We start from the raw sequence: 22,994 nt of genomic DNA on the forward strand, positions 1-22,994 counted from the left end.
CGTTACTTTCCTCCGTATTTATTGATATGAACTTTTTCCCATTGCAGATGTTCTTCACTGAAAGGCTTACGTTCCATGCCTTTGTGTCCGATAGCAACGACACTGAGCACTTGCAGTTGTAAGGGAATATCGAGCACTTCGCGCACATATTCATCGGACGGCATACCAGAAGCGGTGAAACGTTCGCGCACCTGCACCCAGCAGCTGCCTAAGCCCATATCTTCTGCCTGTAATTGTATAATAATCGAAGCAATGGAAGCATCTTCAATCCACACATCACTCACTAACGGATCAGCCGTTACTACAATTGCCAACGGTGCATCAGCAATAAATTGCGACGCTTGCGCCTTGCAATGTGATAGTTTTTCAAGCAACTCCTTATCGTCCACCATAATAAACTGCCATGCATTTGTCCGCTTGGAAGTGGGTGACATCAGCGCAGCTTTCATCAGGGTAACCACCTCTTCCTGCGTCAACTCTTCATCCGTAAATTTCCGCATACTGCGGCGAACTTTTAGCAATTCACTGAAATTTTCCATATATCATATTTTATTAGTTACGAGCTACAAGCTACGGGCTACGAGTGCCATTCGGTATAATAGCGCAGCTACTCGTAGCTTGTAGCCCGTAGCTAAATTATCGTTTAGGAACGCAAAGATACAAGATTATTTTCTAAATTTGCAGTCAATGCCTTTGAAACTGACGACATATTACCACGGGAGTGACATCCCGGAACTGCCGGGCAATAATACATTTCACTCCATCGAGTTGTTTCATATCTACGAAGCAACCCCGGGTTATACGCCCCTTCTCATTGTTGCATCAGAAGCCGAAAAGCCTGTCGCCAAGCTATTGGCAGCAGTACGAAAGAGTGCCCGTCTGTTCCCGCCCGCCATTATCAAGCGATGTGAGGTTTATGGCACAGGAGAGTATTTTGATGAAACTGTTGACAAGGAGTTTGTCTTTGGTGAGATGTTGCAACGGTTAACGGCTGAAGCATTACGGGAGGCATTCCTTATTGAATTCCGTAATCTGGAAAACTCCCTGTTCGGTTATAAATCTTTCCGCAAAAACCATTACTTCGCCATAAACTGGCTACGGGTACGTAATTCATTACATAGCATTGAGCATGTAGAAAGCCGCTTCAGTCCCTCGCGCATCCGGCAAATCAAAAAAGGATTAAAAAATGGTGCAGAAGTAAAGGAAGCTCATACTCCGGAGGAAGTGCATGCATTCTCCCAGATGCTGCACCATGTCTATTCTTCTAAAATACGCCGTCATTTCCCCAGCAGAGTGTTCTTCCTACGCATGGAAGAAGAAATGATGAAAGGAGAACAAAGCAAAATATTCATTGTCACTTACAAAGATAAAATAATAGGCGGCAGTGCCTGCATCTATTCCGAAGACAATGCTTACCTTTGGTTCTCCGGTGGTATGCGCAAGACGTACGCCCTTCAATACCCGGGTATACTTGCCGTATGGTATGCTCTGTTCGATGCCAAGCTGCGGGGATACCGTCACCTTGAATTTATGGATGTCGGTCTCCCCTTCCGCAAGCATGGTTACCGCGAATTTGTCTTACGCTTCGGCGGTAAACAAAGCAGTACCCGTCGCTGGTTTCTTTTCCGCTGGGAGTGGCTGAACAAATTGTTGAATAAGATTTACGAATAGAATTATTCCACACTCTGATACGTCAATGGCGGATCAAAGTAACGGGACATACTCTTCATATTTTCTCTGTAAGAAGGCTTTGCAAAATGAGTATCCATGAAATAATCATCTTGTTGTTTCTTCTGTTCCTGCTTGAGTGCATCCCGTTCTGCTACGTAATTGGCTGTCTTCTTACCGGAGGCATCAGAGACATCCACTGTCATACGTGCTCCCTCTGTCCTGATACTTACCGAGTGATCTGTTGAAACCGGAACATCCAATGTCTGATAAGAATCGATATCCAGTTTGAGAGTTACGGGGGTACCGGTCCATTCATAGCGGTAAGTTCCGCTAGCATCATTTTTAGCAATAATCATACGTAATGTACCATCTCCTATATTTACCCGACTGTCCACTACCTTCAATTCAGAAGGAAGCTGCGGATCAATGGTTATGGAATGATTGAGCATATCAGGACGAATTCCCAGGAAGTATTGGTTCCACACGCGGATATGCTCGCTATTACTCCACGCCTGCAGGAAAGTTCCACTTCGACGTACCCATGTCTGTCCGGCACGTGGCCATGCATCCGCATTCTCTGATAAACTGCCGACAGCACCTTCCGCAAGTGCCTGGCGGTTCATGTTCCTGAACAAAGTATACGCGATGTCAGCTTGTCCGTTTTCTATCATCCGCTGCATGGCCATACCATTATTCCAAAGCCATATCGTGCCATTATGATAAGCATCATCTTTATGATAACGATACCATTGCTCATGATAAGGATGGAACTGTTCGTCGGACTGATCGAGTGAAGACACTCCCCACGGATATACCAGACGTTCCCAAACTTCTTTTGTCTCATGCATCTTCAAGTCAGGATCAGAAACCAGATCCAACGCATAGATAGCATTGGGGCGGAATTGCGCATCTCCACTTCCATCTGTATTCAGATGATCATAGATTGACTGGGCGGCTGTGTCTACAAAGTCCTGTTCAAAATTTGAACGGAGACGCTCCGCGGCAAGATTCCAACGCTGGGCATCTTCCTCACGGTTCATATAGCGGGCAAGATCCGAGGCATTCATCAATTGGGTATACCACAATGCCTGCACATCCACAGCACGATTGCCACGTGGTGAACAGGGATACTTACTCTGCCGCTTGGCATCCATCCAGGTATCCGCATCCGCATGGGTAAGATACCCTTTCTCGTCCGTATACAGACGAAGAGAAGCATCCGTAGCAATCTTCACTGAAGGATAAATTTCTTTCACGAAGGCGGTGTCACCCGTATATTTCAGATAATCGTGCACCTGCATAACGAAACGAGGGGTTCCGTCAGTGGTATTATAAAGAATACCTTCCAGATTCAGACGATTAGGTACACGTCCGTAAGTAGGAGATGTGGAAATGGTATCCTGATAACGTGCAAATGACGCAAGAATATCACGTGCCGTATCAAACTGCCCTGTACAAAACACTGCACCCGGCATAGAAATAAACATATCCCGCCCCCAGAAGTCCGTGAACCAGGGTAAACCGGCATACATACCATAACCACCGTGCTGATGAGTGATCAACTGATCATTGGTAAGCATAATCCAGGCAAGGGCATGATCCAAAGAATCCAGATTGGTCTTTAAAGGATTATGGTCCAGTAAGGATTGAATACGCTGACTACGTGCAGCCAACCACTTCTCTCCTTCTTTACGGAAACCGTCTATTGCTTGCCGGCTATCTTCTTCCGTACCAAAAGCAATCAAGAAACCACCTGCAGCAACCGGAACAGTTATCAGATTATCTGCAAATTCAATACCTGCCTCCGTTACGGGTGCTATACATATTACATTTTCCGGTGACTCTTTCGTTGTATAGAGTACAGAATTTCCATCCTTCCGTGCATCCACCACATTTTCCCCCATCAGCATGAATGAGATCCGCTTCCCTTGTACGCTATCCATACGAACATACAGCAGCTTCGGTTCATCCACCAGACAGAATGTTTCCACAGCCTTTTCATATCGGCGAACTAATTTGTCAGGATACACCGACGTACAGGCATTTTCCCGAAGCAATCTTTCTCCATCCACATACAAGCGGTAATCGGCAAAGATGCGTTTGGCATAAATATTCCAGCCTGCATACCAATCTCCCCAATCATCTGTAGAGGTCATTCCATAATAGAAACCTCCATTTTTGTCTGTATAAGAATATTCACGCGACTGGTCGTCAGGTATGGCAATGCCTAATTCGTGCGTACTTAGCGGAGATAACTCCTTTACATTTCCACTACAAGCCATCACTAAAAAAGAAGTAGCTGCGAGTAATATACCCGCAGCTTTCTTCGAAAAGCATAAATTCACTTTGTTGTTGATCATATTTACAGCAACTAACCTATTTTATCGTACCTAATCTATTTCATTATTTTGCAAACCTGTACTCTGCCATCTTCCATATAAGCCCGTGCCATATAATAACCAACAGGCAAAACAGACAAACCGACAGAAGTACATTTTTCCTGTGTCATCACCAGCATTCCATTCACAGAATATACTTCTACGCGTTTAGCTTCTCCGGCAGGCAGCACCAAAGTATCTATACCTCTATTGTAATATATTAAAGGTTTTTCGGTATCAGGAGCAGTGGTCTCAATACCTGTCAGAGTTGGTTTAAAGTTAGTAAAGAGACGGAATTCATGGGCAGGAACAGCAATAGTTTGCGTAGTGCTTGATACACTCAAAGGCTCATTGTCTTTCAGTAACTCATACCATGTACCTGTTTCCTGGAAAGTTACAGAAAAGTTCTTATCTGCCAGCGCAAAGTTGCCAACAACTACAAGAGACTTGCCGTCAATGGAAGTAGCCGACAAAGTACGTCCATTGTCCCAGTTAGCAGTACCTACTTTCCAGCTAAATGTAGTACTTGAAGCAAACAGTTCAGGATAGGAATGACGTAAATCTAAAAGAGCAGCATACGTCTCATACAATTTCTTTCGATCAGCATCTTCAAAGTAGTCCCAACGTATTGGTTTGGGGTCAGTACGAAAACCGCCCTGATCATCATATTTAGAACCATCGCTATTGTTATTTATTGAGAAATCATATCCTAACTCACCAAATTGCCAGATCATCTTCGGTCCGGGTACGGTAAGGAAGAAGGCCGCATTAGTGGCTAAACGTTTGGTGCGGGTAGAGAGATTAATATTACTTCCTGTTGCAGGGCTCATTCCGGTATTTGTACTCGTAGTTGATGCTATTACTCCGGAATTTCCCCATTTCCAGGCTTTAAACCCTGTACGTTCTTCATCATGACTTTCCATATATCCTACTAAGCTACCAGCAGGCATACCGGATGTCCCTGCAAACAAACCAGAAAAATCGGTTTTTGAGCCACTCCATCCCATAGCAGTTTCACAATATGCTTCATTTTTATTACGCCATAGCAAGATGCCTGCATCTCCTAACTGCTTTTCTTCACTGGTAGCTGCCAAATGTTCAAAAATAACATAAGCACCCGGTTGCCGTTCCTGTACGGCAGCCGACATACGTTTCAGATTGGCAATACGTGCATTATCCGGTCCATTTGCCCAATCATTCTCTCCATAAGAAGTATTAGAGAACCCTTTCGTAAAGTCATAACGGAAACCGTCAATTTTGTATTCCGACATCCAGAAGCCGGCTACACTATCCACCAAAGCTCGGGTATATTCACTATCATGATTGAAATCATATCCCCATGAAAGACTTGGATTCTTAATATTTGATTCTTGATTATACCACGGATTATCAGCAGAGGGCCTTCCATCCGCATCTTTATACAAAAGATAGAAAGGAGACTGGCCAAAGCTATGATTCAGCACAAGGTCGATAATAACAGCCATCCCTTGACCGTGACATTCATCTACAAAAGCTCTTAAATCATTTTTTGTACCGTAATACTTATCTACGGCAAAATAGAATGAAGGATTATACCCCCAACTCGTGTTTCCTTCAAACTCATTAACAGGCATCAGTTCGATTGCATTTACTCCCAGATTCTTCAAGTACTCCAGTTTTTCTTTCGCAGCATTGAAGGTATGTTCCTCGGTAAAGTCACGAATCAACATTTCGTAAATAACCAACTTTTCAGAAGCAGGGCGCTCAAAGTTCTTCACTTTCCAGTTATAAGCAGCCTGTCCTGTTTGCAGGACGGAAACAATACCTTCTGCCTTTCCGGTCGGATAGGCTTTCAAATTCGGATATGTCGTACTCTCAATATACTGGTCATTCCAAGGATCCAAAACTTTATCTGTATATGGGTCTGCCACATAAATAGAACCATCTACCAAATATTGGAAAGCATATTCTTCTCCTTTAGTCAATCCTGAAAGAGTTATCCAGAAATATTCACTGTCTTGTTTCAGCTGATAGTCTGCTTTAGGCATCCAATCATTAAAGTCACCTACCACATATACATACTTTTTACCCGGAGCCTGCAACACCAAAGTTACTTCCGTATCACTGACATAGTTAATACCGGGACGTACTCCCTTAGGCATCGTTTCCGAAGTACTTGTTCCATTCAGTACTGTCACATCTTGTGTAGCGGATTCTGTTTTACCATTAGCAGTAGCCTCTATTTTCAAAGTATAGCTTCCGGCAGTTGAGAATGTATAAGATTGGGAAATAGTAGTAGTATTAGTTGCTGTAGCTATTTCGTCCGCATTTACATAAAGTTTCAAATCGGAAGCCGCAGAGGCAGAAGCTTCAATTGTAAAGGGTGTACCAACAAGTATATTTTCTTTTTCAGCAGGTTGGTCAAAGCGAACTGTTAAGCCAGCGACATGTACATCTACAAATATATCTTTGCCACCTGTTTCTTTTCCTTCTTTCGATTTATCGGCACTACGAAACACAAAAGCTAACTGCGTTACAGTTTCACCACTCTTAACGCCATAATATTCACGAATACTGGGAGTTAGCTTTAATTGCCATTTATCATTTCCCAGTGAAGTCATTTTATATTTCGCTGAGTTATCTCCCCATGTCGGAGCATATTGCCAAGCTGTGCCCCCAATTGTCACCCCTGTATGCGCATACACATCACCGGTAAAACCTTTCAGCCCAGCCGTACCTTTCGTTGCATCAAAAATAATGGTGACTTCATCATTCTCCGTCGGGAAAGCCGGAGTAGTGGTTACTATTTGCGCTTGCATGGCAACCACTGCCAGCAAACAAATAAATAAGGAGTAAAGTCTTCTCATTCGGTATCAATTTATTGGTTAATGGCTCAAAAGTACACCAGTTATCCCGGATTATCAAGTACTTGAAACAGAAGCTGGGAAAGAAGTAGTGCAAACGGTTGCATGAATCAAAGCATACATTCCTGATCAGCTGGTTTCTGTCGGCAAAGATATAACGGACCGGAAATCAGCTTATGGGATTTGGTGGGTTTCGTCGGTTTTATTAGAGAAATATTTTTTTCCAAGTGAGAAAAAAAGCAGAGCTCTGCGAAACTTGCAAACTTGCAAGTTGTTACGACCTATGAGCTATGCAGCTTTTAATTTTTAATACGATTAAAAAATTATTAATGCAAATAACAAGTTGCAGTCAACTCATTATAGGACGTTATGAATTTCATTTTGATGTGGTCGCCTTGAAAGAGAACGGAAAAAAGAAATCAAGTAATAGTTTTGTTATTATGGAGTAGAAACATTATTTTTGTATCACATAATATTTGCAGCTATGGAATTTGTTGATAGAATAGAGGAACAGCAACGTCTGATTAAGACATTGAACAGTGAAAAGCCTACTTTTATCGTGGTATATGGCAGGCGTAGGCTCGGAAAATCAACTTTAATTAAAAAGGTGATAACTCCGAATGATGTGTACTATATGGCAGACCAAACGGAGCGTGCCTACCAAATCAGTTTGTTGGCAAAAGAGGTCGGTCTGGTATTTCCAGACTTCGACAAAGTGATCTATCCCGATTGGCAAGCCCTGTTGACAGCACTCAATCATCGGACCCAGAAACGTTTCACTCTCTGCTTGGACGAGTTCCCCTATTTAGTTAAAAGTTCTCCTGAACTTCCTGCCCTGTTGCAAAGGCTGATAGACTCTCGTAGTTTAAAGTACAACCTGATTATTTGCGGTTCTTCCCAGCAGTTAATGCAAGGACTGATATTGGATGGAAGTGCCCCTCTTTACGGTCGTGCGGACCAGATGCTGAAACTTTCTCCCATACATATAAAGTATTTGCAGGAAGTATTACATTCGGATGCTGTCAGCACAATAGAGGAATATGCCGTATGGGGCGGTGTACCTCGTTATTGGGAACTCCGGTTGCAGAATGACGGCTTGCAGAAATCCATTGCTTACGACATACTCAATCCGTTGGGAACGCTTTATGAAGAACCTATACGTCTATTCATGGATGATATGCGGGATGTAATTCAGGCATCTACCTTGCTTTCCGTGATTGGAGGCGGTGCCAATCGATTATCCGAAATAGCGGCACGGCTGGAAAAGCCCGCTACTCATTTATCCGGTCCGTTGGAGAAGCTACGCCAATTGGATTTCATCGAGCGGGAAATACCTTTCGGTGAAAATCCGAAGAACAGCAAGAAGAGTTTGTATAAAGTAAGTAACCCGTTTATGGATTTCTACTTTCACTTTGTGGTCCCCAATCGTTCCTTAATTGAACTGGGACGTGCCGCCTTCGTAACAGATGCCATCCGATCGCAATTCTCCCGCTATGTATCCGCCTGGTGGGAAAAACTATGCCGCCAAGCGGTCAGTGGTGGAGTGATTGACGGAGAAATGTATAATCTTGCGGGACGCTGGTGGGGCAACGTGTCAAGAGACGAAGCTATCGAACTGGATGTCGTGGCGGAAAGTATGGACAGAAAAAAATTGCTGGTCGGAGAATGTAAATGGACGGAAGAGGAAGATGCGGACCGGCTCATCTACGAACTTACGAGCAAAGCCCGTAAGCTTCCGTTCCTGAAAGGGCAGGAAATTGTTCCGGTGTTATTCCTCAAGCAAAAGCCCGTTCACGGAAATGATGCTCTGGTGATAATGCCACAAGAAATTATTGATGTCATCGGTTAGTGGTAGTTATAAAATTTACGATAGGATATATATTTGTCCGTTGGATAGGTACTCATAAAGAATATGATAAAATAGATTGTTCAACCATTTAAGATATAGGATTATGAATAAAGTAACAAAAGAACAATACGAGTTTGCATTAGCAAGAGTGGAGGAGCTTCTACCATTGGTTGATGATAATACCCCTGCAAACGATAAGAATGCAGTGGAACTCACCGTTATGTCTGATATAGTGATTGCTTACGAAAAGGAACATTACCCAATAGAAAAGCCTACGGTTGCTGAACTAGATTACTTTGCCGGGTACTGAACATTCCTCCAGCTGCAATGTTAGGATTTTAAGGAAGGGCTATGGCCGCCCTTAAACCTACTTAAGCTCCTTATCCTTTACTACAACCTCCTTATCGCCCTTTACTAAATAAGTATGGCAACAGTTTGCTGAAACAACATAGTTTTCAGTAACTACTATTTTTTCTCCTATTTTACCAACAAGCTGCAACTCAATCTCTTTTCCTGCAAATTCTTCTCTATCAAGATCTGAAGCAATGGTATATGTATGAAATTCTTCTCCCCAATTAGGAACATCCCGCACTTTTCCTGTAGCAACTTCTATAACTTCATAATTATCCAATACGACAGGTGTACCATCTTCATATTTCATTTTAACTCCAATATTGCAAAACTCGTCAGTACAATTAACACCAGAACAATCCTCTGCTCTATCATTATTTTTATCACTACTACACCCTGTACACAAAATTGCTAAACATAAAGAGGCAAAAAATAATAAGTTTTTCATAAGTCATACATTTTTAGGTTTCTACTATATAGTAAATACCTAAAAACTGAAATACTGCATTCTATAAGCAAGAAAGTGCTATAAAAATAGTATTGTTGTACTTATAGAATATAGTATTGTTTTTCTATTAGCAGTCTACTTTCCACTTCATTGGACGTTTTCATACCTCTTTTTAATATCCATGAATTTTGTCACTGTCTCCCAGTACTGCTTTTGGTTCTGTGGACGCGGATGCCAATCCGGATCAGGGCTATTACGAACAGCCTCTTCCCAATTTCCATCATTCATAAATTTATAGTCAATAGTGCAGGAAGATAATTCCTTTATAGGTTTAAGAAATATATACCCATCAAATAAATCAGCTAAAGTAAAGTCTATATACCCCATTGAATAGTAACTATGATCACGTAATTCTCCTATAAGCGACTCCTTCAAATCAAAACCAACAGGTTTATTGTTGTGCCTGCTCATTATCACTTCCAATTTTCCTGCCGCTGGAGAAACCAATGCAGGCTGATGATTTGGATAATTAAAGAAAGGTTGATGTAAAGCCACAGAAACTACTTTCGTATTATATTTTGAATAGAGTAAATTTCCTAAGAAGCGCTTTTCATAGCGCACAAAATCAGGAGAAGTATAATCATAATAAGGAAAACGATAGGATGTAAATGCATGAATTGTCCCTGTCAAAACCAATATTTTCTCATGGCAAGACAGCACTTCACGTTCTAAAAGTGCACATCTGAAATCCTCCGTATTCCCCAAAGGAAAAACTTTTTTCATATTTTCCGGTGTTCTCACCTTTTCAAACGCTTCCCAATTATACCGATAACTGATATTCAAAATACGGAACCTTCTCGCTTGTTCGGGTAACGAACGATTCCACTCCCATGCAGCCTTATAAATACTCATATACTCGACGATAGCCCATCGGGTATTATAATTAAACATCAACTGACGAGCCAACTGTTCATCATACTCTGGCGCATTTATCAATGAATCTAATTGTCTTTGATCCTCGTATGCCCCGAACTCCATTCCTAACATATAAATACCATTCTCATACAATTTAGGTATCATGTTGCGAACAAAATCCAAATTCTCTTTCACCCCATGATCTTCAGCTAACAAAACAATGTCTGCTTCCTTAAATTTAGATATCAAATAATCATGAGGTGAAAGATTCTTATCATAATTATCATAGATAGCACTCTTCTTTTCACTTCCCAAAAGAAACATCAACGGATTATCCAAACGCTTATTCCAATCTTCCTCCGTATGTCCAGCTCCCGGAAAAACCTTAGATATCCACATGGGGGTCTTCCAACCCTTCCTCGCCATCAGACTATCCAGTTTATCTTGATAAGGAGGATAATAAGCATCTAAAGTGGCATCTCCCCTATCCATATAAATCATACGGCTGTTAGCCTTTGGGAGATTCTTATCCAGATAATTCCGAAAAGCTTCCGACCATTGGTCCGCTTTTTCTTTAGAGAGTTCATTACTTAATATCATAGGGACATGAGTTGACATACAAGCAGCTCCTCCAAACACTTCCGGATATTCACAAAGTGCATATAGTGAAATTAAGCCGCCCATACTAGAGCCCATCACAAAGGTATGCTCAACACTTTTATTCGTGGAATACTTTTTATCAATAAAAGGCTTAACTTCTTCCACCAAAAAACGAAGATAGTTATCCGCATTAAAACCCACATCACCCGGAACCACACTATCCGGTAAGTTCTTCAATGCTTTTTGAGGAAAGTAGTCTGCATATCTCGTTTCCGGGATGTTTGCCACTCCTACAACAATACAGGGTTTGATCTTCTTTTCATTCAGGAGTTTTCCTACAACTTCATCAATCCCCCACTCTTGTTTATTCCAAGTAGTATTCGCATCAAACAGCATTTGACCATCATGCATATAAAGAACATCATACTTCTCTTTTGGAGAATAATCAGAAGGTAGCCAAACAAAGACATCACGCGGGGTGACAATTGAAGAGTTAAAGCCAGGATACTCTACAAGTTGTCCTAAAGAAACGGTTTGCTGCGCAATACCATAATGACATAGCAGCAGAGCAAATGCTATAAAAAGAAATCTCATTTTCATTGTATTACATATTTATCCATGACCAATGCACTTACAAGCTGTCACTAATACAATTTAGAATGTTATTAAACATACCATTATCTCTAATATTGTCTGTTCCTAAACAAATCACTAACTTACCAAGCATTAATCTCCAATATCATAATTCAAGCACAAGCACTTCTTTTGGCTGTAAATGAAGTTTTTTTCCTAATGGCACATTACTATCCGTCAACACATTCTTCGAATTAGTTCTATCTCCTATAACCTCTTTATAAAACGTTAAATCCAAGTCAACTTCCTTGTTAACTCCGTTCATTATAACCAGTATGCTCTTGCCATTATAAGAACGCTCATACACATATACATTGCTACGAGGCATGAAATGCTTCATTTTGCCTTTAGATATAGCATCATTTCCTTTACGCCAATGCAGCATTTTTTTCATAAAATTGAAAGCTTCCTGTTGCATAGCCGTTCTCCCACTTTCTTGAAAAACACTAATTTCATCTCCATTCCAACCTCCCGGCATATCCGGACGTACATATCCAAAATCTTCCTTTGTACTACCAGTCATTAATAATTCCTGTCCATAATATAATTGTGGAATACCAGGAATTGTCAACAACATGGTAACCGCCTGTTTATATGCATTCAAATTTTCCGGATCTTCCAATAAAAAACGATCCGTATCATGATTCTCAAGCAGACGCATCACATTATTAATATCAGGATAGCAAAAATCATAAGCAAAATGTTCAAAAAGAAGTTGCAGACCGGTATTCCAAGATGTTTTTTCATGGAAAACGTCAGCTGCTATTGTCCTTAAACGAAAATCCATCACTGATTTCAGTCTTGTATTAGCTTTCCCATTTACTATGCTGTTTTGCTGCCAATATGCAGTACCGACAGGGTTATTAGGAACCATTACTTCACCCACAATATTAAAATTTGGATACTCCTCAAAAACTTCTTTACACCAACGTACCATCATATCCGGATCCGGATATACATATGTATCTTGACGAATACCGTCCAAATCAGCATATTCAATCCACCAAATTGAATTCTGAATCAAATAATCAGCAACAAAACGATTCCTCTGATTCAAATCGGGCATTGTAGGTACGAACCACCCATCCGTTAATTCCTGTTTATCTATATCCGAAGCATAAGGATCAAAAAATACAGTTTTATTATGATTGGTCTCAACATATTTATGCGAATTATTAAACCAATTGTGCATCGGTGGATCGAGCAACCAAGGATGATTGGTTCCACAATGATTAAAAACCATATCCATTATCAGTTTCAGGCCACGTTGATGCATGAGTTCTGCCAAACGGACGTAATCCTCATTAGTTCCCAAACGAGGATCTATTTTATAGTAATCGGTTGCAGCATAACCATGATAAGAGCCTTCACCCATATCATTTTCCAAGACAGGAGTCGTCCAGATTGCTGTAACACCTAAACTATCTAAATAATCAAGATGTTGCATGATACCGGCTAAATCCCCGCCATGACGAGCATTCACATCCTTACGGTTTACCTCATAAGGATGCCTCATCTGTATATTGTCATTGCTTTCATCACCATTAGCAAAACGGTCCGGCATTAATAAATATACAACATCAGAAGAATTAAAGCCAATCTTATCTTCACTGCTACGCTGGCGTTCTTTCAATTCATAAGTACAATTCAGTTTACGCTTACCCTTAATAAATTCTATTTGAAATTTACCTGGCACCGCATCTTTCACATCCAAATACAAAACCAAATAGTTTGGACTTTCCATTGGACACACTTCCTTTAAAACAACTCCCGGATAATTAATTTCAGGTTTATATGCTGCTATATTCAAGCCGTATACCATCAACTGTAAGCGAGTATTCTTCATACCACACCACCAAAAAGCAGGTTCTATCTTATCAATCTTCTCACTCTTCTTGTCAGAAGAACCTGCAGAAATCCCAACAAAAATATCATGCAAAGGTATAATAGAAGATTCAAGCTCAGGATATTCAATGAGCCTCCCTAACGGCACTATTTGTTTAGCAAATCCCGATTGGCATAACAATAAAACAAGAAATAAAAATAAAGTTCTAATTTTCATGATACATAAAGTTTAAAGATACTATTACAAAACATAATGATCCACTAATAAGGAATAAGAAAAATTCAAATCAACGAGTAATCGGTTGTATAAAGAAATGAAGCTCTTTCATTGCTGGAAGTACCTTCCCTGTATGATTATCAAAAAGTCCACGGTTAATCCATCCCTTAGTTACGGTATTGCCACAAGCATTTTCTTCGGGAAACCACCAAAACAGTCCCGTTACATTGGTATGACGACGTAGTTCAGCTACCAGCTCATGAGTAAATATACGTTGCCCCTCGACAGTAATAGGATAGAATTCAGAGTGTTCATCTGCACTTTTTGCCCATTGATCATTCTCGTGGGAATAGTAGGCAGCAGCCTCAACTACCATCACCTCCTTGTCCGGAAATTCTATAGCAAGAGAATCAAGCGTAGCAGCAAGTACCCCTACAGCCTTATGCCACATAGGATAATAACTAAGCCCAATGACATCGTAATCAAGTTGCCGTAAATGATTGTAATAAGTTTTAGTTTTATTCCATTCACCTGCTTTCTCTGTATGTATGATTATTTTTGCTTTGGGACAAATTTCACGACAAGCCTTAGCACCACTTTCCAAAAGTTTAACAAACAAATCCCAATTTTCCATTCCAAGCGGATCCACTTTTGCTACTGGCCATAACATTCCATTGGTTATCTCATTACCCACTTGTATCAAGTCAGGGGACGCTCCTTCTTTCACCATATGCTCAAGACTATTCTTAGTATATTCATATATGCTATCTGGCAAAGAAGCCACATTGACATTCTTCCATCTGTCAGGCATAAATTGCTTGCCAGGATCAGCCCATGTATCAGAATAATGAAAATCAAGCATAAATTGAAAACCCTCTTTTTTTATCTGCTGTCCAAATTTAGTTACATAATTCAAATCTTGACACACACCTTCACCTTTGTGCTCAGCAGAGGCTTTAGAAGGGTCAACAAAAAGACGGACACGGATAGCATTCCAACCTTGTTCTTTAAAATATTCAAGAGGTTTTACAACTCTTCCTTTCTCATCACGATACACAGTTCCTGCCTCCTCGTAACTTGGCAACAAAGAAATATCACCACCCAAAAGACATTGTTGAGCATGAGTTTCGACACATAAAGTTAGCAAGAATGAGATAACAAAAATTAATCTAAAATTCTTCATAACGACATTATTTATGACTTCAATGGAAAAACAAAATCCTCTTCCCCATTTTTTCAATTATGAGAAAGAGGATCTTTATCAAAATACCTAACAGCCTTGATCTTTAAAATCACTATAGATATTCTATAGCCAACCTCAGTTAGTTAACAGCTTCAATTGTACAATAAGATTTACCTTCACAAAGAGGATAAAGGTTGATGGTATACGTACCAGCCGTTTCAATCTTCAAATTAGCACCGTTATTGGTAGTTAGATTTTCGCGAGTACCTCCCCAACTAATGTCCCAAGCATCATTGGCACGGAATTTTAATTCATCCGCTTTCAATTCAGTAGTGATAGTCCAATAATGTACCGTACCTTTACCTTCTTCTGTGTATTCTGCCAATTCCATATCCGTATCGGCATCCCAACCACTGGGAGTAGCAGGACCAATGATACCTATCGCAATGGGAGTCAGGGTATAAGTTTTCTCATTCAGATCAACAACCACTTGATAGAAACCCGCCTCTTCGGTCATCATAATATTGGCAGCATCAGCAGCAGTGCTGAAGTCTGCGCCATAGTTAGTACCATTCCAATTTTCCTCTGAACAGAATTTGAAACCTTCCTGATTGAGATACATATACCCTTTGTAGACATTATCATATTCAGGACTTGCCATTGCATCAATCTGTTTCCAGCCGTTTGCAGCACCGGCCATATAGAGATAAGCAGTAGCAGGAGTAATCGAATAAGTGTAGTTGACAGCATCAAATGTAATGACGAAATGCCCTTTTCCTGTAATTGTAGGAGTTTCCACATTATATACATCACCCGTCCAAACAGCAAAGTTTTCAGTTTTGTCGTCACCATTTACACGGCAACCAATCTGCCCGGCATTAGCAGCATCCCAACCGCCAGCTATATCATAGGATTCATAGATCTTAAACCAGTTAGAACCTGCAACCTTAGTTTCTATCGTAGCTTGATAAATCCCTTCTTTACCTTCAACGGCCTTCATAATGACGGGATGTTCAGGATCCCAATAGTCGCCCACTTCAACAAAATCACCTATCAACGCATATCCATCAGCACAAACTTCCGGGGTAGTTATCGGAGTAAGTTTGGCTTGAGAAGTGCCCGAGATGTTTACCGCTTCACCATTTTTCAATTTAACGGCAAGATTCATATTCACATCCAGCACACGCTCTACATGGGCACGGCTGAAAAAAGCATCGCGAACCACAGAATCAAGTTCAAGAGTATTCACCTTCACTATATTCCCTGTCTTGAATGCAGCATTGATGGTTACCCCGTTGATATTTATACTGTTCACCTTGATTGAAGCCACCTCGGAATTCGATGAAGATAGAGCAGCTATTTCCACAGAATCAGTCTTTTGTGCTTCCTCTTCAATAGTACTGTAAAACTTATCCATATCTATGACCGCATCAGCACCTGCAGCGAAACTGATTTCATATTTAGCAGCAGCCTCTTCGGGAGAATTGGATTGGGGGTTAGCCCAATCCGTATAGTCGTCCGTACAAGCACCTAAGGTTATTCCGGCGAGGAATAGACCTGCGAGTATTTGATTTTTCTTCATAATGTTTTTCTTTTTAAATAAGATTATCATTCAGCTTATTTCACCTCACCCGTATCTAAGCCATCTTCAGTAGAACCTACAGTAAGATAGAGCTTTTGTCCCGCTCCGGCATTTACACTGTATTCGGATCCCATATCAGTGTTCCAGTTGCTGGCTATATTGGCATTCTCACGCCAGAAAACCTTGCCATCCAAAAGCGTAAACTCTGTTTTCCACCAGTCAAATTCACCTACTTGAGCATAAGCACGTAACTCACCTCCTGATACAAATTCAGCAGACACCCACTGACCACTGTTATCTGCGGGAGCAACCATCGGAGTAGAAGGAGTACCAGGAGTAAATCCTCCATTAGGATCACCAGTAATAAAGAGTTGTGCCGGATAAAGAGTCAGCGTGTAGTCAATAGCTTCACCATTAATCTTACCCTTAATATAGAGCGTATACCAGCCACCATTTTTTACTTTCACATTGCCACCATTATCAGAAATATCTGCACCTGCTTGATCATCAATAGTTTTAAAATCAGCATGACCCAACCATTGTTGAGGATAAGTTCCCCACTTGAATTCGGCATCGTTAGGAAGATAAACTATCGTAAAGAAGTTACCAGCCATACCATTAATAAGCGCCATTGGTCTCCAAGTTGTCCAAGCAGCACCAATGCTCGAACCGCATACATAGAGATCTTCGGGCAACGTTATACTCGGAGCCTGATAAGTAGCTATCACCTGAATCTTAATAACATTAGAGTAGCAATTCCCCAAGTCCATACCATTAACGTTAGCATGTAGACGTACATAGAGTTCTTTCACTTCATTAGAAGGATATGTCACGCCTTCATTAGCATCCTGAAACATAGTAATTACAGCATCATTCAATCTACTACCAGATACTTTAATGGTAGCAGAAGTAGAGCTTGTCACAACTTTATACACAGGTTCTTCTGCTGTAAAATCTTCAAAAGAAATCTCCACGTCGTAGTTAGTACTCAAAGGTATGCCACCGTAATCAGGTTGGCTGGTGGTAAAAGTGAGTTCATCAGTAGTCAGCAAATCCAATACATTATTGGCTGCGTTGGCAGGCATATTCAATACAAATCCTGTAGTATTTTCGTGGAATGTAGGATTGCTATCCATATCCTTCTCACATGAGGTGACCAACACCAAAGTAAGAACGGGTAGCAACATTCCCAACAGTATCTTTTTCATATTATTGTTTCGATTTTAGTAGTTCGATAATAAATTCTATTAATAACGCGGATTTTGAGTCAAGTTCTTATTGCCATTGATGTCATCAGCCGGAATCGGATATACGTTGAAGAAATCTTCTACACTTTTTCCTTCTGCTACACCTCCCTTGAAATCCCAAACATATTTGTCACCAGTGAAAAGCCCGAAACGAATCAAGTCACTACGACGACGACCTTCCATATAGAACTCACGACACCATTCATCAATAATATATTGTTCGGTAATGGTAGCAGGAGTAGAAGCACCTGCACGGCTACGCAAAACTTCAATGTCAGCACGTGCTTGTTGCGGATCACCTGTCAGACGGAACTTAGCTTCTGCACGAGTCAGATACATTTCGGCATAGCGTATCAAAGGAATATCCACATCGGGGAATTCATTGTGTGAAGTCGCTGCACCATCCGTGCGGATATTACTCCATTTCACAATAGAAAGACCGGAGTTAAAGCCTGCAATCTGTTCAGCCTGTAACTTACGAAGTCCACCACCGCAACCGGAATAGAAGAGTGCACGATGATCGTTAGCCTTTTCCTGTACATCTTTGGTAGCAGTCCCTGCAGCAGCATCAAGTGCTATTATTTCAGCCTCCGTTGCACCATCGGGAGCTTTCTCTGTAGCAAGCGGACAATCTTCAATAGTAGGGAAGAACTTCTTAACTAAAGCCGCACGGGAGAAGTTACAACTCCAACCATTGGAAGTACCCATATAAGGCATTCCGGTGATACGAGTAGAACTTACCAAATAGTTGGCACCACTATAACTTTTTGTTTTAGCTCCATCCTGACGGATAGGCAGAATAATTTCTTTCATGGCTTGCTGGTTTTGGTCATTGTCGGCCATAAACACTTGTTCATAACCTGTATAGCCATTCTTTTCAGCCTTGGAAAGCTCGTATTTTCCATCAAGCAGGTCACAATAGTCAATAGCCTTCTGATAGTCCTTTACAGCACCTTTGGTATAAACAGCAGAGTTCAGAGCTAAACGGGCATGGAGCATATAAGCAGCACCTTTGTCGGCACGCCCAAAGTTGGAAGAATTATTAAATGCACCCACTTCGGCAAGATCCGGCTCTATTTCAGTCAATTCTTTGTCAATCCAATCATAAAGTTCTTTACCAGCTTTCTCTACCGGCAACTCATAAATGTCATAAGTTGTTTTGAAAGGTGCCTTTCCCCAAAGATCAAGGAAGTACCACATATGAAGCGCACGTAGGAAACGTACCTCGGCACGATAAAGTTTATAATCAGGATCTTCTGCTTTATCCTCTGTGTTAGTAAGATAGAAATTACAAAGTGTCACATCAAAAGCCAGACGCTGGAATGCCCATTGCACGCGGACAGATGAAGCCGTCCAGTCAATATTGGTAATTTGAGGAATATCAGCGTCAGTCTGCCAAGCCCAAAGACATTCATCGGTACACAGTTCTTGCAAATTGAATGTAGTACGGTAAAAGCCGCTTTCACCTTCATCACTACTAATATCGCCACTACCGGCAGGACCTTTTTGTCCTGTCAGACCCAGTGTACTGTAAATTTTAGCCAGCAGCTCCATATCTCCATACGATGAGCTGGACTGCGGATCAATAGACGAAATATTCAAGTCGTTGATACACGACGTTGCCACTCCACCCATAAGAAGGGCTGCAAGGGCTGTTTTCAAAAATATATGTTTCATCTTTATATGCATTTAATAGATTAGAAATTCAGGCTCAAGCCTATTTGAATACTGAAAGGACGCGGATAAGGATTAGAGTCAATACCGCTTGCCACTTCAGGGTCGATACCTTTGTACTTAGAAATAATGAAAGGGTTTTGAGCAGTAAGGAATGCACGGCCAGAACATGTTTCATGACCAGCCACCTTAAACAATGCAGGGAAAGAGTAACCTAAAGTGATGTTCGAACACTTCAGATAAGAAGCATTACGTACGAAATAGTCGCTCAAATAGTTATCGTTACCTACTCCTACACCGGTAAAGCCTAATGCTACAGCCTCTGCAGTAGAGTTATGCAGGGCACTATTGGAATACAGACCGGATTGGCTGACCATTGCACGATTCGACAAGAAGTCGTAGTAAACATAGTTACCGATAGAAGCACGGAAAGACATACTCAAATCCCAATTCTTATAAAGGAATTTAGTCGTAAGCCCCATAATAACATCAGCAGAGGGCTTCTTGTAAAAATAACGGTCACCATTGTCAATACGTCCGTTTCCATCACGGTCTACGTACATACCTTCAATAGGTTTGCCATTCTCATCATATACTTGTTGATAAACAAAGAACGAGTTAGTAGCTTTACCTACAGTATTAGCCTGAATCAGAGTATTGTTACCACGACTGATTTTATCTCCTGCCCATGCATAGTAACCGGCATCGCCATCCACTAAGTCAGTAATCTCATTATGATTCCAGGCAATATTATAGCTCACGTCCCAAGTAAAATCTTTAGTAACAATAGGTTTAGCATTAATAGAGAATTCCACACCATAATTCTTCAGCGAACCGATATTCTTTGTCAATTGAGAACCAAACTGCATTCCTACAGGAATAGTAATAGAGTTCAGCAAATCTTTGGTTTCACGATAGTAACCATCAATATTGGCTGAGATACGGTTATTCAGAAAACCCAAATCTAAACCGGCGTTATAAGTAGTTGTAGTCTCCCACTTCAAATCGGGATTGTAAGCCGACGGACGCATAGTGCCATAGTAAGTATCACCAAAAGGATACTGAGCGAAAGAGTCACTTGAAGTATAGTGAGTTTCATAACCGAAGTCAGAATTAATATCCTGCTGACCTGTCATACCCCAACCTAAACGGAGTTTAAACTCATTCCACCAAGTAAGCTTCTTCATAAATGCTTCTTCATTGATTTTCCATGCCAATGCCACGGAAGGGAAATATCCCCATCTGTTATCACTTGAGAAACGCGAAGAACCATCGGCACGGAACGTAGCTGTAAGCATATATCTATTAAGTAGCGTATAGTTCAGACGTCCAAAGTAAGAAACTAAAGAATTATGTGTAGCCCATGCTTGTTCTTCTCTTAATTTGGCATCATGAGGAGTACCATCGTAAGGATCGGTACCTTGACCATAGTCGTAACCACTGCGGTGGAAATGACTTTCTTCAGCACCAACCATTATATCGAAATTATGAACGCCTACTTCCTTCACATACTGAGCATAAGCATTAGCAGTAACACTATATTTATAAGTCTGCGTTATTCCATTCCAGCCAAAGTAGTTGTTAGAATAAGAATACTTGGAGATTATATCGTCCTGTTTACTTTCCGTATACTGTCCACCATAGCTGGCATGCAGACGTAAATCTTCAAAACCATGCACCTTATAGTCCACATCAAAGTTACCTGTAAAGTCATTGGCAGCAGCCTGCACATCTTTAAGTTTCAACAGAGCCAGAGGATTCTGAGGAGCATTGGGATTATTAGTATATTTCCACTCAGCATTGAAATCTTTAGGCGACTGTGTATGTTGGAAATAGCCATCAAAGAAAGGAGCACGGGCATCATCTGCATCGAAATATACAGGCTGCGTGGGATCCATCGAAAGGGCAGATCCTATCGCACCTCCTGCATCAGCATAACGGTCTTTCTCGTACATATACTTGGCATTGATCTTCAAATTGAGGTGATTGTCGAAGAAAGAAGGAGAAAGATTCAAGCCAATGTTGGCACGACGCATCCATGAAGTTTCAACGATACCATCAGAAGAATTATATCCCAAACTCAAACGATAAGGCATATTCTTCAAACCACCGGATACTGAGACATTGTGGCTATGCGAGATGGCAGTGCGGAATATTTGGTCCTGCCAATCCGTATTAGCATTACCCATACCTACCTCACCGGCTTTATCTCCCCAAATGTCATTGACAAGTACACGGAATTCATCACCATTAAGTACATCATACTTTTTCTGAATCATTGAAATCGTCATGTCACCATTATAAGAGACTTTGGGAGCAGAACCACTCTTACCTTTCTTAGTAGTGATAATGATAACACCATTTGAAGCGCGGCTACCGTAAATAGCAGTAGCAGAAGCATCCTTCAAAACTGTAAAGGTTTCAATATCATTTGGGTTTACCATAGCCAAAGGATTACTCATTCCTTTTGGAGTATTGTTATCGATAGTCAAACCATCAATTACAATCAACGGGTCATTTGAGGCATTGAGGGAAGATCCACCACGCACGCGAATCTGAGCACCTGCACCCGGAGTACCCCCCGCAGTGATAACATCAACACCAGCTACTTTTCCGACCAACATGTCTTGTGCATTGTTAGTGATACCTTTACTGAGTTCATCCGGTTTGATTGCCGTTACCGAACCTGTAAGGTCATCTTTCTTCGTACGACCATATCCCACAACCACAACTTCACTCAAGAGCTCCGCATCATCTTTTAGCGTCACCATTACCATAGAAGCGGCTGCCACCTCTTGTGTCTGATAACCAATAAAAGATATTGTTAATGTAGCGCCTTTGGGAACAGTCAACGTAAAGTTTCCATCAAGGTCAGTAATTGTACCATTAGAGGTATTACCTTTCTCTACGACATTTGCGCCTATCACTTCCAACCCCGTGGCATCTTTTACATGCCCTTTCACGGTGATGTTCTGTGCATAAACGCCTACAGACAAGAATAACCCTACTAATAGGGGAAGAATCATTCGACAGATTCTAAGATTAACTTGCTTCATGCATTTAAAAAATTAAAGTTAACAATATTAATTACCTATATTTATTATTCGAAATTATCTTTCGATTGCTTTTTCCTTTATAAGGTATCTATAACATGACGCAACAAAAATATGCTTTATAAAAATATTAAAATACAAGAAAGATAAGAAATATGCAATAGCAACAGTGCAAACGATTGCACGGAATTGCACAACTACAGCCAGATAAAGAATCTATATTTCAAAAGAAGATCTGATAGATATATTAAGCATTTTCAAATGGGGAAAACTTCATGAAATATCAAAAAGAAAACCAATTTCACAATTTGTCCTCACAATGATTACATTTGCACATATTCCATAACACGAACAAAAATTCAATACTGCATTCCAGCATATTCTATGAATAAACAAGGAATAAAAATTCGTCATTATTGCATATACTTACTATTATAAAAGCTATTTATGCAGAAAAGGGTTACTACTTATGGGCAATATGGTTACTACTTATAGGTGATATGGT

Annotated in this window: 13 protein-coding genes and 2 pseudogenes; 4 read left to right on the top strand and 11 right to left on the bottom strand. The window is 40.8% G+C overall.

The window, feature by feature from the left end; translation table 11 throughout:
• Window positions 1-2: 2 nt before the first annotated feature.
• On the bottom strand, window positions 3-539 hold the full coding sequence (locus BN161_RS03945) for a nitroreductase family protein (RefSeq protein ID WP_007214762.1): 537 nt from the start codon (window positions 537-539) through the stop codon (window positions 3-5).
• 148 nt (window positions 540-687) lie between these two features.
• On the opposite strand from BN161_RS03945, the gene BN161_RS03950 reads away from it, so the two are divergent.
• The gene (locus tag BN161_RS03950; protein WP_044263312.1) at window positions 688-1,671 is read left to right on the top strand and encodes a GNAT family N-acetyltransferase; all 984 of its coding nucleotides are present in this window, start codon (window positions 688-690) and stop codon (window positions 1,669-1,671) included.
• A 2-nt stretch (window positions 1,672-1,673) separates the two neighbouring features.
• Here BN161_RS03950 and BN161_RS03955 read toward each other — a convergent pair whose 3' ends face one another.
• Window positions 1,674-4,031, bottom strand: coding sequence for an amylo-alpha-1,6-glucosidase (locus BN161_RS03955; protein ID WP_044263313.1), 2,358 nt, complete (start codon window positions 4,029-4,031; stop codon window positions 1,674-1,676).
• Between the two features lie 35 nt (window positions 4,032-4,066).
• Window positions 4,067-6,895, bottom strand: coding sequence for a DUF4961 domain-containing protein (locus tag BN161_RS03960; RefSeq protein WP_044263314.1), 2,829 nt, complete (start codon window positions 6,893-6,895; stop codon window positions 4,067-4,069).
• A 481-nt stretch (window positions 6,896-7,376) separates the two neighbouring features.
• Here BN161_RS03960 and BN161_RS03965 point away from each other — a divergent pair, with 481 nt between their 5' ends.
• From BN161_RS03965 to BN161_RS03970, 3 genes and pseudogenes are all read left to right on the top strand, one after another.
• A complete protein-coding gene (locus BN161_RS03965) occupies window positions 7,377-8,741 on the top strand; it encodes an ATP-binding protein (RefSeq protein WP_044263315.1) in 1,365 nt (454 codons plus the stop codon).
• A pseudogene (locus tag BN161_RS28435) lies at window positions 8,732-8,833 on the top strand (type II toxin-antitoxin system HigB family toxin); the annotation flags it as partial. The gene BN161_RS03965 and the pseudogene BN161_RS28435, both read left to right, overlap by 10 nt.
• 11 nt (window positions 8,834-8,844) lie before the next feature.
• A pseudogene (locus BN161_RS03970) lies at window positions 8,845-9,083 on the top strand (hypothetical protein).
• Window positions 9,084-9,108: 25 nt separating this feature from the next.
• Here BN161_RS03970 and BN161_RS03975 read toward each other — a convergent pair.
• The 8 genes from BN161_RS03975 to BN161_RS04010 all read right to left on the bottom strand — a co-directional run bounded on the left by BN161_RS03975 (window position 9,109) and on the right by BN161_RS04010 (window position 22,492).
• A complete protein-coding gene (locus BN161_RS03975) occupies window positions 9,109-9,540 on the bottom strand; it encodes a hypothetical protein (protein WP_044263316.1) in 432 nt (143 codons plus the stop codon).
• Window positions 9,541-9,687: 147 nt separating this feature from the next.
• Window positions 9,688-11,655: an alpha/beta hydrolase gene (locus BN161_RS03980; RefSeq protein ID WP_044263317.1), complete on the bottom strand. Its 1,968-nt coding sequence runs from the start codon at window positions 11,653-11,655 to the stop codon at window positions 9,688-9,690.
• A gap of 139 nt (window positions 11,656-11,794) precedes the next feature.
• Window positions 11,795-13,750, bottom strand: coding sequence for a glycoside hydrolase family 13 protein (locus tag BN161_RS03985; RefSeq protein ID WP_125910746.1), 1,956 nt, complete (start codon window positions 13,748-13,750; stop codon window positions 11,795-11,797).
• A gap of 70 nt (window positions 13,751-13,820) precedes the next feature.
• A complete protein-coding gene (locus tag BN161_RS03990; RefSeq protein ID WP_044263318.1) occupies window positions 13,821-14,933 on the bottom strand; it encodes a glycoside hydrolase family 53 protein in 1,113 nt (370 codons plus the stop codon).
• Between the two features lie 139 nt (window positions 14,934-15,072).
• A complete protein-coding gene (locus BN161_RS03995) occupies window positions 15,073-16,515 on the bottom strand; it encodes an Outer membrane protein SusF domain-containing protein (protein WP_044263319.1) in 1,443 nt (480 codons plus the stop codon).
• Between the two features lie 35 nt (window positions 16,516-16,550).
• Entirely contained in the window at window positions 16,551-17,723 is a 1,173-nt protein-coding gene (locus BN161_RS04000) for a SusF/SusE family outer membrane protein (RefSeq protein ID WP_007664400.1), read from the bottom strand.
• 39 nt (window positions 17,724-17,762) lie between these two features.
• Complete coding sequence (gene susD, locus BN161_RS04005) at window positions 17,763-19,439, bottom strand: starch-binding outer membrane lipoprotein SusD (RefSeq protein ID WP_044263320.1); 1,677 nt, start codon at window positions 19,437-19,439, stop codon at window positions 17,763-17,765.
• Between the two features lie 20 nt (window positions 19,440-19,459).
• Entirely contained in the window at window positions 19,460-22,492 is a 3,033-nt protein-coding gene (locus BN161_RS04010; RefSeq protein WP_044263321.1) for a SusC/RagA family TonB-linked outer membrane protein, read from the bottom strand.
• Window positions 22,493-22,994 lie beyond the last annotated feature (502 nt).

It is taken from the genome of Bacteroides timonensis (assembly GCF_000513195.1).
GTDB classification, from domain to species: Bacteria; Bacteroidota; Bacteroidia; order Bacteroidales; family Bacteroidaceae; genus Bacteroides; species Bacteroides timonensis.